Origin of the sequence: Pseudomonas sp. W2I6, assembly GCF_030815935.1 — a bacterium.
Taxonomy (GTDB): Bacteria; Pseudomonadota; Gammaproteobacteria; order Pseudomonadales; family Pseudomonadaceae; genus Aquipseudomonas.
The window spans coordinates 5,058,679-5,074,208 of the sequence record NZ_JAUSXJ010000001.1 but is presented as its reverse complement, the minus strand read 5'-3'; the positions used below and the strand labels follow the sequence as shown (position 1 = coordinate 5,074,208).

13 protein-coding genes and 2 pseudogenes are annotated in these 15,530 nt (G+C 62.7%); 9 read left to right on the top strand and 6 right to left on the bottom strand.

All coding sequences use genetic code 11. The features are described from left to right. Positions 1-29 precede the first annotated feature (29 nt). Positions 30-1,352 (bottom strand): OprD family porin, encoded by a 1,323-nt coding sequence (locus QF039_RS23360; protein ID WP_307520957.1) that lies wholly within the window; start codon positions 1,350-1,352, stop codon positions 30-32. A 351-nt stretch (positions 1,353-1,703) separates the two neighbouring features. Here QF039_RS23360 and QF039_RS23355 point away from each other — a divergent pair, with 351 nt between their 5' ends. The 5 genes and pseudogenes from QF039_RS23355 (at position 1,704) to QF039_RS23335 (ending at position 5,097) form a co-directional block, all read left to right on the top strand. Continuing rightward, entirely contained in the window at positions 1,704-2,678 is a 975-nt protein-coding gene (locus tag QF039_RS23355; protein ID WP_307520955.1) for a D-glycerate dehydrogenase, read from the top strand. Between the two features lie 28 nt (positions 2,679-2,706). After that, a pseudogene (locus tag QF039_RS23350) lies at positions 2,707-2,805 on the top strand (outer membrane lipoprotein carrier protein LolA); the annotation flags it as partial. Between the two features lie 51 nt (positions 2,806-2,856). After that, positions 2,857-3,759 carry a chemotaxis protein CheV gene (locus QF039_RS23345; protein WP_102369883.1) on the top strand — a complete coding sequence of 301 codons (903 nt, stop codon included), beginning with the start codon at positions 2,857-2,859 and terminating at the stop codon, positions 3,757-3,759. 3 nt (positions 3,760-3,762) lie between these two features. After that, positions 3,763-4,245 (top strand): N-acetyltransferase, encoded by a 483-nt coding sequence (locus tag QF039_RS23340; RefSeq protein ID WP_307520952.1) that lies wholly within the window; start codon positions 3,763-3,765, stop codon positions 4,243-4,245. Positions 4,246-4,353: 108 nt separating this feature from the next. Then, a complete protein-coding gene (locus QF039_RS23335; RefSeq protein ID WP_008434199.1) occupies positions 4,354-5,097 on the top strand; it encodes a YkgJ family cysteine cluster protein in 744 nt (247 codons plus the stop codon). Between the two features lie 3 nt (positions 5,098-5,100). On the opposite strand, the gene QF039_RS23330 is transcribed toward QF039_RS23335, so the two are convergent. The 4 genes and pseudogenes from QF039_RS23330 to QF039_RS23320 form a co-directional block, all read right to left on the bottom strand. Further along, positions 5,101-6,240, bottom strand: a complete 1,140-nt coding sequence (locus tag QF039_RS23330) for a methyl-accepting chemotaxis protein (protein WP_373462082.1) — start codon at positions 6,238-6,240, stop codon at positions 5,101-5,103. Between the two features lie 153 nt (positions 6,241-6,393). After that, a pseudogene (locus QF039_RS33820) lies at positions 6,394-6,675 on the bottom strand (PAS domain-containing protein); the annotation flags it as partial. Between the two features lie 107 nt (positions 6,676-6,782). Further along, complete coding sequence (locus QF039_RS23325) at positions 6,783-7,574, bottom strand: transporter substrate-binding domain-containing protein (RefSeq protein WP_008434195.1); 792 nt, start codon at positions 7,572-7,574, stop codon at positions 6,783-6,785. A 169-nt stretch (positions 7,575-7,743) separates the two neighbouring features. Continuing rightward, positions 7,744-7,986, bottom strand: coding sequence for a hypothetical protein (locus QF039_RS23320; protein WP_003216247.1), 243 nt, complete (start codon positions 7,984-7,986; stop codon positions 7,744-7,746). Between the two features lie 214 nt (positions 7,987-8,200). Between QF039_RS23320 and QF039_RS23315 the strand changes: the two genes are divergently transcribed. From QF039_RS23315 to QF039_RS23300, 4 genes are read left to right on the top strand one after another with little or no spacing between them, the layout of a single operon-like run. Continuing rightward, on the top strand, positions 8,201-9,367 hold the full coding sequence (locus tag QF039_RS23315) for an efflux RND transporter periplasmic adaptor subunit (RefSeq protein WP_003216249.1): 1,167 nt from the start codon (positions 8,201-8,203) through the stop codon (positions 9,365-9,367). Further along, entirely contained in the window at positions 9,364-12,459 is a 3,096-nt protein-coding gene (locus QF039_RS23310; protein ID WP_008434191.1) for a multidrug efflux RND transporter permease subunit, read from the top strand. The genes QF039_RS23315 and QF039_RS23310 overlap by 4 nt, the downstream gene beginning before the upstream one ends. 31 nt (positions 12,460-12,490) lie before the next feature. After that, complete coding sequence (locus QF039_RS23305; protein ID WP_003216255.1) at positions 12,491-13,168, top strand: heavy metal response regulator transcription factor; 678 nt, start codon at positions 12,491-12,493, stop codon at positions 13,166-13,168. After that, positions 13,158-14,522 (top strand): heavy metal sensor histidine kinase, encoded by a 1,365-nt coding sequence (locus tag QF039_RS23300; protein ID WP_307520944.1) that lies wholly within the window; start codon positions 13,158-13,160, stop codon positions 14,520-14,522. Before QF039_RS23305 ends, QF039_RS23300 begins: the two co-directional genes overlap by 11 nt. A 12-nt stretch (positions 14,523-14,534) precedes the next feature. On the opposite strand, the gene QF039_RS23295 is transcribed toward QF039_RS23300, so the two are convergent. Beyond that, positions 14,535-15,503: a LysR family transcriptional regulator gene (locus QF039_RS23295; RefSeq protein ID WP_003216257.1), complete on the bottom strand. Its 969-nt coding sequence runs from the start codon at positions 15,501-15,503 to the stop codon at positions 14,535-14,537. Positions 15,504-15,530 lie beyond the last annotated feature (27 nt).

Sequence of the window (15,530 nt, the reverse complement as noted above, 5' to 3'; positions counted from 1 at the left end):
GTCGTCGCCGCTAAAAGAAAGCCTGAAGGTTAAAAAACGTCAATCGGATAGTCGACGATCACGCGGTACTCATCCACGTCCCGGTCCACTGCCGCGTAGCCATTGCCGCCGCGATTGGTCGCCCATTGCAGGCGCACGGCCAGGTCCTTGGCCTTGCCGCCTTGCACCACGTACTTGAGGTCGATGTCCCGTTCCCAGTGCTTGGCGTTCTTGCCGTCGGCACTGTACCAGGATGAGTAACCACGGCTGTCCGGATCGACCGTGGTCAGGTCGGTCTTGCCGCTGATATACGACACCGCCGAGGTCAGGCCCGGCAGGCCCAGCCCGACGAAGTCATAGGCGTACTTGAGCTTCCACGAGCGCTCGTTGGGGCCGTTGAAGTCGGAGTATTGCTGGGAGTTGTCCAAGTAGATGCTGTCGCCCTGGCTGATGTAGTCGAACGGCGTGTTGCCGTTGACCCGCTGGTAGGCGGCGGTAACGCTGTGATTGCCCACGCCCACGGTGAAATGCAGGCTGTAGGTGTTGTTGTCGATGTCGCCCAGCAAGGCTTTGCCGGTCTCCTGGGTGTGGTAGTAGTGCAGGCCCGGGTTCAGGCTGACCAGCTCGTTCAACTGCCAGGTGTAGTCCAGGTCGTAGTAGTACTGGTTCCAGATGTCCTTGAGTTCGGACGCGTACAGGTTGCTGGTCAGCCCCGGCACGCCGCTGAAGGACACGCCGGCCCAGTCCAGGTGGCGGCTGTCTTCGCCATTGGGCAATGCGCCGTAGCTGGTGCCGATGCGGCGACGGCCGCTCTGGTTGTAGAGCTTGGTGAAGCTGGCCTGGCCGCCCTCGAACATCCAGCCGTCCAGGCTGTGGTTGGTCAGGCTCACGCCGCGGAAGGTCTGGGGCAGCATGCGGGTCATGCCGCCGGCAATCACCGGGTTGTTGAGGAACAGGTCGCCGGCTTTCAGTTCGGTGTCGAAGGCGCGCATTTTCAGGGTGGCGCCGGCGGTGGAGAACGAGCCGGGCGCTTTGCCGTTGCCGGAGCTTACCGGCAGGATGCTCGAGCCATCGGTGCCGCCACCGCCGTCGAGCTTGAGGCCGAGCATGGCGTTGGCGTCCAGGCCGAAGCCGACGGTGCCGGGGGTGTAGCCGGATTCGAAGATGCCGATGAAGCCCTGGCCCCATTCCTTGCTGTCATCGGTGTGAATGTCGCGACGGTCGCGGTTCATGTAGTAGTTGCGGGTGTTGATCTTGAAGCTGGAACCTTCGACGAAGCCGTCGGTGGCCGGGGTGTCTGCCGCGTGGGCAAGGGGAACGATCGTTGCAGCAATCGCGAGGAATAACGGGGTGAACGTCAGCGAGGTTTTCACCGGTGGAGCTCCTTTGGGTCAATCGAAACCGGCCAGTGTTGTTGGGGTTCCTGGCCTTTTTTCAGCGCAAAAAAAAGCCGCTGAACTCAGCGGCTTTAAGACAGATTCCCAGTGTAGAGCCCTGGAAATAAGTCGAGGGAAATCGGGGGAGAGCGGGTCGGTCTTAACCGCTGCGCTCATCGATGCGACAAATTAGCGCAGGTGAGCGGTGCGATACAGAGTGTAACAAGATAATGACTGTTGCCCAAATCGCAACAGTCTGGCAGTGGGGTGTGAGGGGCGGCCTGACAAGCCCTACCCAAGAATGTTAGCGTGCTTGCCATTCCCACGTAGTCGATGAGCCCGCCTTCCATGAAAAAGACCGTCCTCGCCTTCAGCCGCGTCACCCCGGAAATGATCGAACGCCTGCAACAGGATTTCGATGTCATCGCCCCCAACCCCAAGCAGGGCGACATCAACGCCCAGTTCAACGAAGCCTTGCCCCATGCCCACGGCCTGATCGGCGTAGGCCGCAGACTGGGCCGCGCGCAACTGGAAGGTGCGAGCAAACTGGAAGTGGTTTCCAGCGTGTCGGTGGGCTACGACAACTACGACCTGGCGTACTTCAATGAGCGCGGGATCATGCTCACCAACACCCCGGATGTGCTCACCGAAAGCACCGCCGACCTGGCATTCGCCCTGCTGATGAGCAGCGCCCGCCGCGTTGCCGAACTGGACGCCTGGACCAAGGCCGGCCAGTGGAAAGCCAGCGTCGGCGCGCCGCTGTTTGGCTGTGATGTACACGGCAAGACCCTGGGCATCGTCGGCATGGGCAACATCGGCGCGGCCGTCGCCCGTAGGGGTCGCCTGGGTTTCAATATGCCGATTCTGTACAGCGGCAACAGCCGCAAGACCGAACTGGAACAGGAACTCGGCGCGCAGTTTCGCAGCCTCGACCAGTTGCTGGCCGAAGCCGATTTCGTCTGCCTGGTGGTGCCACTGAGCGAGAAAACCCGCCACCTGATCAGCCATCGCGAGCTGGGGATGATGAAGTCCAGTGCGATCCTGGTGAACATCTCCCGTGGCCCGGTGGTGGATGAGCCGGCGCTGATCCAGGCCCTGCAAAACCACACAATCCGTGGTGCCGGCCTGGATGTGTACGAGCAGGAGCCGCTGTCCGAGTCGCCGCTGTTCCAGCTGAGCAATGCGGTGACCCTGCCGCATATTGGCTCGGCCACCAACGAGACCCGCGAAGCCATGGCCAACCGTGCCCTGGAAAACCTGCGCAGCGCCTTGCTGGGCGAGCGTCCGCAGGATCTGGTAAACCCGCAGGTGTGGAAGGGCTGACGACTGCTTGTTGTAGGTAGGAGCGAGCTTGCTCGCGAAACGCGTCAACGATAACGCGGGCAGCCTGGATAAACACAGCGCCCTCAGGTTCTTCGCGAGCAAGCTCGCTCCTACAGTTTTTCGCGTGCAAGTCGATAACGGTCTATAGATCGTCATCCCTGATCCACAGAAGGTTTTTATGTCCACCACCAAAGCCCGCGCAGATTCACTCTCGCTTCTGCTCTTTACCTTGCGCAGCGGCAAGCTGATGGCGATCAACCTGCTGAAAGTCAGTGAAATCATTCCCTGCCCGCCGCTGACCAAGCTGCCGGAGTCGCACCCCCACGTCAAAGGCATCGCCACCTTACGCGGCACCGCGTTGTCGGTGATCGACCTGAGCCGCGCCCTGGGGGAAATGCCCCTGCAAGACCCGGACGGCGGCTGCCTGATCGTCACCGATGTAAGCCGTTCCAAGCAGGGCCTGCATGTGCAGGCGGTAAGCAAGATCGTGCACTGCCTGACCACCGACATTCGCCCGCCGCCGTTTGGTTCCGGTGGTACGCGTTCGTTTATCACCGGTGTGACCCAGGTCGAAGGCGCCCTGGTGCAAGTGCTGGACATCGAGAAAGTCATCCACGGCATCGCCCCGGCGCAGATCGAAGCGGCGCCCACCGACCTGACCATGGAAGAGGCCGAAGTGCTGGGCAACGCCCGAATCCTGGTGGTGGACGACAGCCAGGTAGCGCTGCAGCAGTCGGTGCACACCCTGCGCAACCTCGGCCTCACCTGCCACACCGCCCGCAGCGCCAAGGAAGCCATTGACCGTTTGCTGGAGCTGCAAGGCACCGTCGAGCAAATCAACGTGGTGGTCTCGGACATCGAAATGTCCGAAATGGACGGCTACGCCTTCACCCGTACCCTGCGGGAAACCCCGGACTTCCAGGACCTCTACGTGCTGCTGCACACCTCCCTGGACAGTGCGATGAACAGCGAAAAAGCCCGCCTGGCCGGCGCCAATGCGGTACTCACCAAGTTTTCTTCGCCGGAACTGACCAAGTGCCTGGTGGTAGCCGCCCAGACCGTGGCGCAACAGGGCCTGTGACCGGTGGGTGAATATTTCCAGCTGCTGCGCCGCGACCTCACCGGCAGCCTGCCCGCCCCGGAGTGGCCGGCGGATATCCAGCTGGATCATTACCGCGAAGCCATGGCCCCGGCGATCCACGCGGTATTGAGCCTGGCCCAGGAACAAGGCGGCGGACGCGTCGGCTCCCTTGAGCACTGGCGCCAGCAGTTCGTTACCGATGCCGAGTTCGACCCAAAACTGTGCCTGGTGGCGAGTAACGCCAGCGGCATTCTGGGTGTGTCCCAATGCTGGACCAGCGCCTACATCAAGAACCTGGCCATTCACCCCTGTGCCCAGGGCATGGGGTTGGGCCGTGCGTTATTGCTGCACACCTTCCAGGTGTTCAAGCAACGCGGCGAAGCGTTTGTCGACCTCAAGGTGCTGGAGTCCAACTTGCGGGCACGGCGGCTGTATGAACGTGCGGGCATGGTGTTTGTGCTTCGCGACCTTGTCCCCGAGGAATGACGGCGCTGGCGCATAACTTGCTTTGCACAGAGGCAGAACGGTGAACAGAGGCAAAAACCCGCCACCGTTCATGAGTGCCTTCTGACCTTGCCTGGTGACAGATCCTCCATGAATACCCATTTTTCCTGCGTCGGTTGCGGTAAATGCTGCACCGACCACCATGTGCCCTTGACCCTCGAAGAAGCCCGCAGCTGGGCGGCTGACGGCGGTAATGTCATCGTGCTGGTGGAAGGTTTCCTGGGCAGTGGCCTGGGGCTGCCCGAGTTGCAACGTGACCACGCACAACGCCGTTCCGCCATCGTGCCCAGCGGCAATACCGAGGCGTATGTGGCAATCACCTTTGCCGCCTATAACGCCGGGCGCTGCCGGAATCTTGACGAAGACGACCGTTGCCGCATTTACGAGCGGCGGCCGTTGGTGTGCCGCATCTACCCCATGGAGATCAACCCGCACATCCCGTTGAACCCCGGTGCCAAGGACTGTCCGCCGGAATCCTGGGAGCAGGGGCCGGCGCTGATCGTGGGGGGCGAGTTGATGGACAAGGAGCTGGCCGAGTTGATCCGCCGCTCACGCCAGGCTGACCGCGATGATATCCAGGCCAAGGAAGCCGTGTGCGGGTTGCTGGGCATCCATACCACGGCGCTCAAGGGCGATGGGTTTACCGCGTACTTGCCCGACATGGGCCTGTTTGCCCAGGCGATCGAGTTGGCGACGCAAGAAGTCGTGCAGGCCAATGAGTGGGTGTTTCATGTGTCCGGGATGGACATTGCCGAGCAACTGCTGGATGCCGGCGCCCGGATTGCCACCGAGGTGCCGGCCAACTATGCGTTCATTTCATTGCGGGCGGCTTAAGCGCTAGCGGCGCTTGCCCCAGAATTCCTCCGCCAACCGCCGCAAGTCATCCGCCAGCCCCGCCACGTCCCCTGAGCTGAGCTGGCTCTGCTGGCCAGCGCTGACCGTCACTTCCCCGGCATTGCGAATGCCGATGATGTTGCGGTTGATGTCTTCGCTCACCGCACTCTGTTCTTCCACCGCCGCCGCAATCTGCTGGCTCATGGCGGTAATCCGGGTCACTCGCTGGCTGATCCCATCCAGTGCGGCAGCGGCGCGCTGGGCCTGATCGACGCTGGCCTCCACATGCTGGCTGCTTTGCGCCATCGCCTGCACCGCATCCCGGGCGCCGCCTTGCAGGGTGCTGATCATGCGCTGGATCTCATTGGTCGAATCCTGCGTACGCTGGGCCAGGCCTCGTACCTCATCGGCCACCACGGCAAACCCGCGTCCTTGCTCCCCGGCCCGCGCCGCTTCGATGGCGGCATTCAGCGCCAGCAGGTTGGTCTGTTCGGCAATCGCCCGGATCACTTCCAGCACCCCGGAAATATCGCCGCTGTGGCTTTCCAGTTGATGGATCACTGCGGTGGCCCGCGCCAGTTCCTCGGACAAACGCAGCACCGCGTCGCGGCTTTCATCCACTCGTTGATGGCCCTCGCGGGTTTCGCTGCCGGCCTGGTCTGCGGCCCTGGACGCCTGCAGCGCGTGCTCGGCGACTTGCGCCACGCTGGCGGCCATTTGATTGATCGCAGCGGCGACCTGATCCGTCTGGGTCTGTTGGCCGAGGCTGCTGGTGTGGCTGCTGTCCAGTTGTTGCACCAGCGCCGCGGCATGGCCGGACAGACGTTGCGATGCATCGCCAATCCGGCCGACCACCGCGCCCACCTGGGCCTCCAGCATCTGCATGGCAAACTCGATACGCCCGAACTCGTCCTTGCGCCCGGTGTAGATCGCCTGGCTCAGCGGGTTATCGGCAATCAGCCGTGCCCGCTGGTTCAACTGTGCCAGGGGCCGTAACAAGCCATGCACACCCGCTACCCCCACGGCGCAGGCCGCCGTTCCCGCCAGCAGTTGCCAGGTCAGCGGATAAGTCGCCAGCCCAAGGCCCAATGCCCAGGTTGTGGCGCAAGCCCCCAGGACCCATGCCGACAGCTTGAAGGTCATGCCCACCACGGGCCGTGCTCGCCGAGTGCCGGCACGCAGGCGGGCATAGGCCCGTTCGGCCCGATGCACCCGCCGTGCATCGGGCTTGGTGCGCACCGATTGATACTCCACCGTCACGCCGTCCCGGGTGACCGGCATGGCATAGGCACTGACCCAATAGTGATCGCCGTTCTTGCAGCGATTTTTCACCATACCCATCCACGAGCGACCGCTTTTCAATACCTGCCACATGTGCGCAAACGCCGCGGCCGGCATGTCCGGGTGACGCAGCAGGTTGTGCGGCGTGCCCAGCAGCTCCTCGCGGGTGTAGCCGCTGATATCGATGAAGTCCTGGTTGGCGTAGGTAATTGCGCTGGTCAGGTCGGTGGTCGAGAGGATATTGGCGTCGGGGGCAAAATCCACATTTCGACCGGTGACCGGCAGATTGATCTTCATGGAAAAGCGCGCTCGTGATTGTTGGAGGAGTCGGCAGGGCGTCGACTCTAAGCGCACCGGTTGGGCAAATACTGATCCAGCTCATGTTCCGCGCAATTAATTGGCCATTACGGTCTGGAGAGCGGCGCGTCCAGCCGGTAGGGCTCGATGATGCGTTGGTATTCGCCGCTCTGCTTCAGTTGCTCGAGGGCGTGATTGAGGGCGCTGCGCAAAGCGGTGTCGGGCTTGCGCAGTGCGATCGCCACGCCGTTACCCAGCAGTTCGGTGGAGACGTGAGGGCCGAGGAAGTCGAAAACCTGACCATCAGCGGTGTCGAGCAGCGCCTCACGGATTTCCACGGTGCCTTGCAATGTTGCATCGATGTCGCCTGCCAGCAGGCTGCGGATCAGCTCGTCATTGCGCCAGAATGCCTTGACGATTACCCCCTTGGGCGCCCACTTCGACAGGGCGAAGGCTTCGCGGTTGCTGCCCACCAGAACGCCCACGCGCTTGCCCTTCAGTGACCGTGGGGTCGGCTTCAACCCCGATGTCTTGCGGGCCACCAGGCGAGTGGTGATCGGATAAAGGTTATCGGTGAAATTCACCCGCTGGCGCCGTTTCAGTGTAGGGGCCATGCCCATGATCGCGTCGAATTGCCTGGCTTCAAGGGCGGGGAAGTTTTCCACAAGGACCTGGTCGACCCAGGTACACCGCACATTGAGCTGTATGCACAGGGCATTGCCCAGCTCGATGTTCAGCCCTGCAAGCTGGCCATGTTGATTGCGGCTTTGGAAGGGTGGAAATTGCGCAGCAACGGCGAAACGAATTTCATGCCGTGGTTGACCGCTGGCCGCAGTGGTGGAGAAAACGCTGGCCATCAGCGACAACAACAGCACGACACAGGTGCGTATCAGAACCACAGGGGACGTCCTTTTCCAGAAAACCAGCTTTACCACGTCCAGCCCCGAGCGAAAGAGTCGGGGCAAGCGGGTGTCATGCAAGCTTTCAAGAATTGGCCGCAGGCCTACAAGGCGAAACGTCAGTAACTGTTGTAGGCATAAATCTCCATTACGGAGGATTTATTACCGGTCAGCGCTTGCCCATCGAGCGACGGGTGCCGGGAGGCGCCATGCCCGGGCTCTTGGTGTGGCCGTTCTTGGCGCCGTTTTTGTACCACGGCTGGCTGGCGTTTTTCGCCCCGGCCAGTTCGCCCGGCTTGAACGGAAACTTGAACGCCGGGATCTCGGCCTTGGTTTCGCCTTCGACGCTGTCAGGGTTGGCCTGTTGGTCGATGTCGACCGCTTCAACAGCGGGTTGTGTCGGGGAATTCATGGTGGCTCCGGGGAGTACTGAAAATGACGCGGGCCCGACTTGCAGGCCACACCGCCGCGCAGTATACCTGCGCGCCTTGGATCTTTAACCACTGCTCGTACGAATGGTCGGACTTTACTGACGGCGCTGTCAGTTAGCAGTCACTTTGCTGACCCGGTTGGCGGGCTATAAAGAGCCTTCATTCTTCCGATCCTTTGCCCTGGCGCCTCACCCCATGCACATTCAACGAAAACCTGCCTTGATCGTGGGCGTCCTTGTGGTACTGGCCGTGGTTGCCTGGGTGGTGACCCGCCCGGCCAAGACCAAACTGACCGCATCGTCGGCGATCCCGGTGCGGGTGATCAGCGTCAAACAGCAGGACATCCCGCGGTTTGTCAGCGGCATCGGCTCGGTGCTGTCGTTGCACAGTGTGGTGATTCGCCCGCAGATCGACGGCATCCTTACCAAATTGCTGGTCAAGGAAGGTCAACTGGTGAAGGCCGGCGACCTGCTGGCGACCATTGATGACCGCTCGATCCGCGCCAGCCTGGACCAGGCCAAGGCGCAACTCGGGGAAAGCCAGGCGCAACTGCAAGTCGCGCTGGTCAACCTCAAACGCTACAAGGAACTGAGCATCGACGACGGCGTGTCCAAGCAGACCTATGACCAGCAACAAGCCCTGGTCAACCAGCTCAAGGCCACGGCCCAAGGCAACCAGGCCGCGATTGATTCGGCCCAGGTGCAGCTTTCCTACACCCAGATTCGCTCGCCGGTTACCGGTCGCGTCGGGATTCGCACAGTGGATGAAGGCAACTTCCTGCGCATGAGCGACACCCAGGGCTTGTTCTCCGTGACCCAGATCGACCCGATTGCCGTCGAGTTCTCCCTGCCGCAACAGATGCTGCCGACCCTGCAAGGCCTGATCGCCGCGCAACTGCCCGCCGACGTCAACGCCTACATGGGCGCCGACACCGACGGCCAGACCGGCGACCTGCTGGGGGAGGGCCGCCTGAGCCTGATCGACAACCAGATCAGCGGCACCACCGGCACCATCCGCGCCAAGGCCGAGTTCAGCAACGGCGCTCAGAAACTCTGGCCGGGGCAGTTGGTGACGATCCGCATCCAGACCGCCCTGCACAAGAATGCCCTGGTGGTGCCGCCTACCGTGGTGCAACGCGGCCTGGATTCGCACTTCGTGTACCGGCTCAAGGGTGACAAGGTTGAGGTGGTGCCGGTGCAGGTGCTGTACCAGAACAGCGACATGAACATCCTCCAGGGTGTGCAGGCCGGCGATGTGCTGGTCAGCGACGGCCAGTCCCGGCTCAAGGCCGGCGCCCAGGTCGATGTGCTCAAGGAGCCGCCGCAGGTGATCCAGACCGTTGATGCCAAGGTGCAGCCATGAGTGGTAGTCGTTCGCCGTCGGCCTGGTGCGTCGACCACCCGGTCGCCACCTTGCTGCTGACCTTCGCGCTGGTATTGCTCGGGATGATTGCCTTTCCACGCCTGGCCATCGCCCCACTGCCGGAAGCGGAATTTCCGACGATCCAGGTCAGTGCCACGCTGCCGGGCGCCAGCCCGGACACCATGGCTTCATCCGTGGCAACGCCGCTGGAGGTGCAATTCAGCGCCATCCCCGGCATGACCCAGATGACTTCCAGCAGTGCCTTGGGCTCCAGCCTGCTGACCCTGCAATTCACCCTCACCAAGAGCATCGACACCGCCGCCCAGGAAGTGCAGGCGGCGATCAACACCGCGTCCGGCAAACTGCCCAGCGACATGCCGAGCCTGCCGACCTGGAAGAAGGTCAACCCGGCGGACAGCCCGGTGCTGATCCTCAGTGTCAGCTCCGACAGCATGCCCAGCACCGAGCTGAGCGACTACGTGGAAACCCTGCTGGCCCGGCAGATCAGCCAGATCGACGGGGTCGGCCAGATCAACATTACCGGCCAGCAACGCCCGGCCATCCGGGTGCAGGCGTCGGCCGATAAACTCGCGGCCATCGGCCTGACCCTGGCGGACGTGCGCCTGGCGATCCAGCAATCGAGCCTGAACCTGGCCAAGGGCGCGATCTACGGCGAGAACAGCGTGTCGACCCTCTCGACCAACGACCAGTTGTTCCACCCCGAGGATTACGCCCAACTGATCGTGTCCTACAAGGACGGGGCACCTGTACAGCTGCGGGATATCGCCAAAGTCATCAACGGCTCGGAAAACGCCTACGTGCAGGCCTGGTCCGGCGACACCCCAGGGGTCAACCTGGTGATCTCCCGCCAGCCCGGCGCGAATATCGTCGAGACCGTGGACCGCATTCAAGCCGAACTGCCGCGCCTGCAAGCCATGCTGCCGGCCTCGGTGCAGGTCAGCGTGTTGACCGACCGCACCAAGACCATCCGCGCGTCCCTGCATGAAGTGGAAGTGACCCTGCTGATCGCCATCCTGCTGGTGGTGGCGGTGATGGCGCTGTTCCTGCGCCAGCTGTCGGCCACGTTGATCGTGTCCAGCGTGCTCGGCGTGTCGCTGGTCGCCAGTTTTGCCCTGATGTATCTGATGGGCTTCAGCCTGAACAACCTGACCCTGGTGGCGATCGTGATCGCCGTGGGGTTTGTGGTGGACGATGCCATCGTGGTGGTGGAAAACATTCACCGCCATCTGGAGGCGGGCCTCGACAAGCGCGAAGCGGCGATCAAGGGCGCGGGTGAAATCGGCTTTACCGTGGTGTCCATCAGCTTCTCGCTGGTGGCGGCGTTTATTCCGCTGCTGTTCATGGGCGGAGTGGTGGGGCGGTTGTTCAAGGAGTTTGCCTTGACAGCCACCTCGACCATCCTGATTTCGGTGGTGGTCTCGCTGACCCTGGCGCCGACCCTGGCCGCGTTGTTCATGCGCGCACCAACCCATCATGCCCACGACAAACCCGGTTTCAGCGAACGCCTGCTGGCCGGCTATGCGCGCAATCTGCGCCGCGCCCTGGCCCACCAACGCACCATGGCCGCGATCTTCATGGTGACCCTGGCCCTGGCCGTGGTCGGCTACGTGTTTATCCCCAAGGGTTTCTTTCCGGTACAAGACACCGGCTTCGTCCTCGGCACCAGCGAAGCGGCGGCCGACGTGTCGTTCCCGGACATGGTCGCCAAGCACAAGGCAATCGCCGAGATCGTCAAGGATGACCCGGCGGTGGAAGCGTTCTCCCATTCGGTGGGTGTGACCGGCAGCAACCAGACCATCGCCAACGGCCGGTTCTGGATTGCCTTGAAAGATCGCGGGGATCGCGACGTGTCGGCCAGCCAGTTTATCGACCGGATCCGCCCGAAACTGGCGAAAGTGCCGGGCATCGTCCTGTACCTGCGGGCCGGCCAGGACATCAACTTGAGCTCCGGCCCCAGCCGCGCCCAGTACCAGTACGTGCTCAAGAGCAATGACGGCCCGACCCTGAATACCTGGACCCAGCGCCTCACCGAAAAACTGCGGGCCAACCCGGCGTTCCGCGACCTGTCCAACGACTTGCAACTGGGCGGCAGCATCACCCACATCAGCATCGACCGTCAGGCCGCCGCGCGGTTTGGCCTCACCGCCACCGATGTGGACCAGGCACTGTACGACGCATTCGGCCAGCGCCAGATCAACGAGTTCCAGACCGAGATCAACCAGTACCAGGTGGTGCTGGAACTGGACACCCAGCAACGCGGCAAGGCCGAAAGCCTGAACTACTTCTACCTGCGCTCGCCGCTGACCAACGAGATGGTGCCGCTGTCGGCGGTGGCCAAGGTCGACCCGCCCACCGTCGGGCCCTTGTCCATCAGCCATGACGGCATGTTCCCGGCGGCCAACCTGTCGTTCAACCTGGCACCCGGCGTCGCGTTGGGCGATGCGGTGATCCTGCTCAACCAGGCGAAGAATGAAATCGGCATGCCGACCACCATCATCGGCAACTTCCAGGGCGCGGCCCAGGCGTTCCAGAGTTCATTGGCCAGCCAGCCCTGGCTGATCCTCGCGGCACTGGTGGCGGTCTACATTATCCTGGGTGTGCTGTACGAAAGCTTCGTGCACCCGCTGACGATCATTTCCACCTTGCCGTCGGCGGGGTTGGGGGCGCTGATCATGCTGTCACTGATGGGCCAGGACTTTTCGATCATGGCGTTGATCGGCCTGGTGCTGCTGATCGGGATCGTGAAGAAGAACGGTATCCTGATGATCGACTTCGCCCTGGACGCCCAGCGCGTACGCGGCCTGCCGCCCGAGGAAGCGATTTATGAGGCGTGTGTCACGCGGTTCCGGCCGATCATCATGACCACCCTGGCCGCCCTGCTGGGTGCGGTGCCGCTGATGCTGGGCTCCGGCCCCGGCGCGGAAATGCGCCAGCCGCTGGGTATCGCGGTGGTGGGCGGGTTACTGGTGAGCCAGGCGCTGACGCTGTTCACCACACCGGTCATATACTTGTACCTCGAGAAGTTTTTCCACAGACCCAAACCAGCTCCCCAGCTGGCAATCACACACTGAGGCTGAGGCCCCGTCCTGGAACAAAAGGCTCATGCGTGTACTGATTATTGAAGACGAAGAAAAAACCGCCGACTACCTGCACCGCGGCCTGACGGAGCAAGGCTATACCGTCGACGTCGCCCGTGAAGGCGTCGAAGGGTTGCACCTGGCCCTGGAGAACGATTACGCGGTCATCGTGCTCGACGTGATGCTGCCCGGCCTGGATGGCTTTGGCGTATTGCGCGCGCTGCGGGCGCGCAAGCAGACGCCGGTGATCATGCTCACCGCCCGCGAGCGCGTGGAAGACCGTATTCGCGGCCTGCGCGAAGGCGCGGATGATTACCTCGGCAAGCCGTTCTCGTTCCTCGAACTGGTGGCGCGCCTGCAAGCCCTTACCCGTCGCAGTGGCGGGCATGAGCCGGTGCAGGTGACCATCGCCGACCTGTGGATCGACCTGATCAGCCGCAAGGCCAGTCGCAACGGCGTTCGCCTGGACCTGACCGCCAAGGAGTTCTCGCTGCTCAGCGTATTGGCCCGGCGCCAGGGTGAAATCCTGTCCAAGACCTCGATTGCGGAAATGGTCTGGGACATCAATTTCGACAGTGACGCCAATGTGGTGGAAGTAGCGATCAAACGCCTGCGGGCCAAGCTCGACGGGCCGTTCGAACAGAAACTGCTGCACACCATCCGTGGCATGGGTTACGTGCTGGAGAACCGCAGTGTCGGCTAACTCCATCGCCCTGCGCCTGAGCGGCATGTTCACCCTGGTCGCGCTGCTGATCTTCCTGTTGATCGGCGGCGCGCTGTACCAGCAGGTGGACAAAGGCCTGGGCCTGCTGCCCGGGGCCGAGCTGGATGCGCGCTACAGCGTGCTGGAGTCTTCGGTCAATCGCTTCGGTACGCCGGACCATTGGGCGAAGATCACCGCCAAGCTCAAGTTGTTGGGAGAGGAAGACAAGCGCATTCGCTTCTGGGTGGTGAGCAGCGACCCGACCTACGAATACGGCAACCCGGACGCGCAGATTCGCGCCTTCGCCGGCGGCCCGACCGGCAAGCGCGACTTGCGCCTGCCGGGCCATGCCTACCCGTTCAAAGTATTGGTCAGCCAGTTTCCAGCCAAGGAGCAACGCCCGCCGCTGCGTTTCCTGATCGCGGTCGACACCGAGAACTTCCGCGCCACCCAGCATCAACTGCTGGTGGCGCTGATCGGCCTGGCGTTTGTCGGCGTGCTGCTGGCCTCGCTGCTGGGGTTCTGGGTGGCGCGCATCGGTCTCAAGCCGCTGATCAAGCTGTCGGACGAGGCGCAGAAACTTGCACCGCCGAAACTCTCCGGGCGCCTGCAATTGTCGCCATTGCCGCCGGAGCTGAAGCAGTTCGTCAACTCCTTCAACTCGACCCTCGACCGGGTGGAGCAGGCCTATTCGCGCCTGGAGTCATTCAACGCCGATGTGGCCCATGAGCTGCGCTCGCCGCTGACCAACCTGATCGGCCAGACCCAGGTGGCGCTGACCCGTGGGCGTTCGGCCGAGCATTATTTCGAGGTGCTGCAATCGAACCTCGAAGAGCTGGAACGGCTGCGCTCGATCATCAATGACATGCTGTTCCTGGCCAGTGCAGACCAGGGCAGCAAGGCCACCAAGCTGATCACCAGTTCGCTGGCGGATGAAGTGGCGACCACCCTGGACTACCTGGACTTTATCCTCGAGGACGCCCAGGTGCAGGTGCGTGTGACCGGCGATGCCCAGGTGCAGATCGAGAAGGCGCACTTGCGCCGGGCGTTGATCAACCTGTTGAGCAATGCGGTGCAGCATACGGCGCCTGGCCAGGTGATCGAGGTGAAGATCGAAGTGCTGGCGAATCACGTGGCGATCGGGGTGACCAACCCGGGCGATGAGATTGCCAGCGAGCATCTGCCCCGGTTGTTCGAGCGGTTCTATCGGGTGGACGCGTCCCGCAGCAATAGTGGGGCGAATCACGGGTTGGGACTGGCGATCGTCAAGGCGATCGCGTTGATGCACGGCGGAGATGTGTTTGTGCGCAGCGAGGGCGGCGGCAACACCTTTGGCATTACGCTGCCGGTGTAGTGGCTGCCCCCCTCAGTTACTCAGTCGTACCCCGCCCAAACTGCCACTTAGCTCATAGGCCGCCAGTTCCGCCTGATGCGCGGCCATGATTTCCGGCAGGGAGCTGCGCAGGTATTCCACCCACGTCTTGATCTTCGCATCCAGGTATTGGCGCGACGGGTAGATGGCGTACAGGTTGAGCTCCTGGGAGCGGTAGTTGGGCATCACCCGCACCAGGGTGCCGTTGCGCAGCCCTTCAATCGCCGCATACACCGGCAACAGGCCAACGCCCATGCCGCTGGTGATCGCGGTCTTCATCGCATCCGCCGAGTTCACCAGGAACGGTGAGCTGTTGATCGCCACACTTTCCTGGCCTTCCGGGCCATTGAACGACCATTTATCCAGCTGAATCACCGGGCTGACCAGGCGCAGGCACGCGTGGTTGAGCAGGTCGCTGGGCCGTTGCGCGCAGCCGTTGGCCTTGACGTAGGCCGGCGAGGCACAGGCGATGCTGTAAGTTATCCCCAGGCGCTGCGAGACAAACCCCGAATCCGGCAGCTCGCTGGCGAGCACGATGGACACGTCGTAACCCTCATCCAGCAGGTCCGGCACGCGGTTGGCCATGGTCAGGTCAAAGGTCACGTCCGGGTGGGTGCGGCGGTAGCGGGCAATCGCATCGATCACGAAGTGCTGGCCGATGCCGGTCATGGTGTGCACTTTCAACTGCCCGGCCGGGCGGGCGTGGGCGTCGCTGGCTTCGGCCTCGGCTTCCTCGACGTACGCCAGGATCTGCTCGCAACGCAGCAAATAGCGCTTGCCGGCCTCGGTCAGGGCGATGCGGCGGGTGGTGCGGTTGAGCAAACGGGTTTGCAGATGGGCCTCAAGGTTGGAGACCGCGCGCGAGACGTTGGCCGTGGTGGTATCCAGTTGCACGGCGGCGGCGGTGAAGCTGCCGGCTTCGGCCACACAACTGAAGGCGCGCATGTTTTGCAAGGTGTCCATTAAGGTGCTCTCAGGGGAGATGGCAAA

Coding starts and splice junctions, on each gene's coding strand:
- QF039_RS23355 (WP_307520955.1), top strand. CDS start 1,704: ATGAAAAAGACCGTCCTCGCCTTCAGCCGCGTCACCCCGGAAATGATC.
- QF039_RS23345 (WP_102369883.1), top strand. CDS start 2,857: ATGTCCACCACCAAAGCCCGCGCAGATTCACTCTCGCTTCTGCTCTTT.
- QF039_RS23335 (WP_008434199.1), top strand. CDS start 4,354: ATGAATACCCATTTTTCCTGCGTCGGTTGCGGTAAATGCTGCACCGAC.
- QF039_RS23330 (WP_373462082.1), bottom strand. CDS start 6,240: ATGACCTTCAAGCTGTCGGCATGGGTCCTGGGGGCTTGCGCCACAACC.
- QF039_RS23320 (WP_003216247.1), bottom strand. CDS start 7,986: ATGAATTCCCCGACACAACCCGCTGTTGAAGCGGTCGACATCGACCAA.
- QF039_RS23315 (WP_003216249.1), top strand. CDS start 8,201: ATGCACATTCAACGAAAACCTGCCTTGATCGTGGGCGTCCTTGTGGTA.
- QF039_RS23310 (WP_008434191.1), top strand. CDS start 9,364: ATGAGTGGTAGTCGTTCGCCGTCGGCCTGGTGCGTCGACCACCCGGTC.
- QF039_RS23305 (WP_003216255.1), top strand. CDS start 12,491: ATGCGTGTACTGATTATTGAAGACGAAGAAAAAACCGCCGACTACCTG.
- QF039_RS23295 (WP_003216257.1), bottom strand. CDS start 15,503: ATGGACACCTTGCAAAACATGCGCGCCTTCAGTTGTGTGGCCGAAGCC.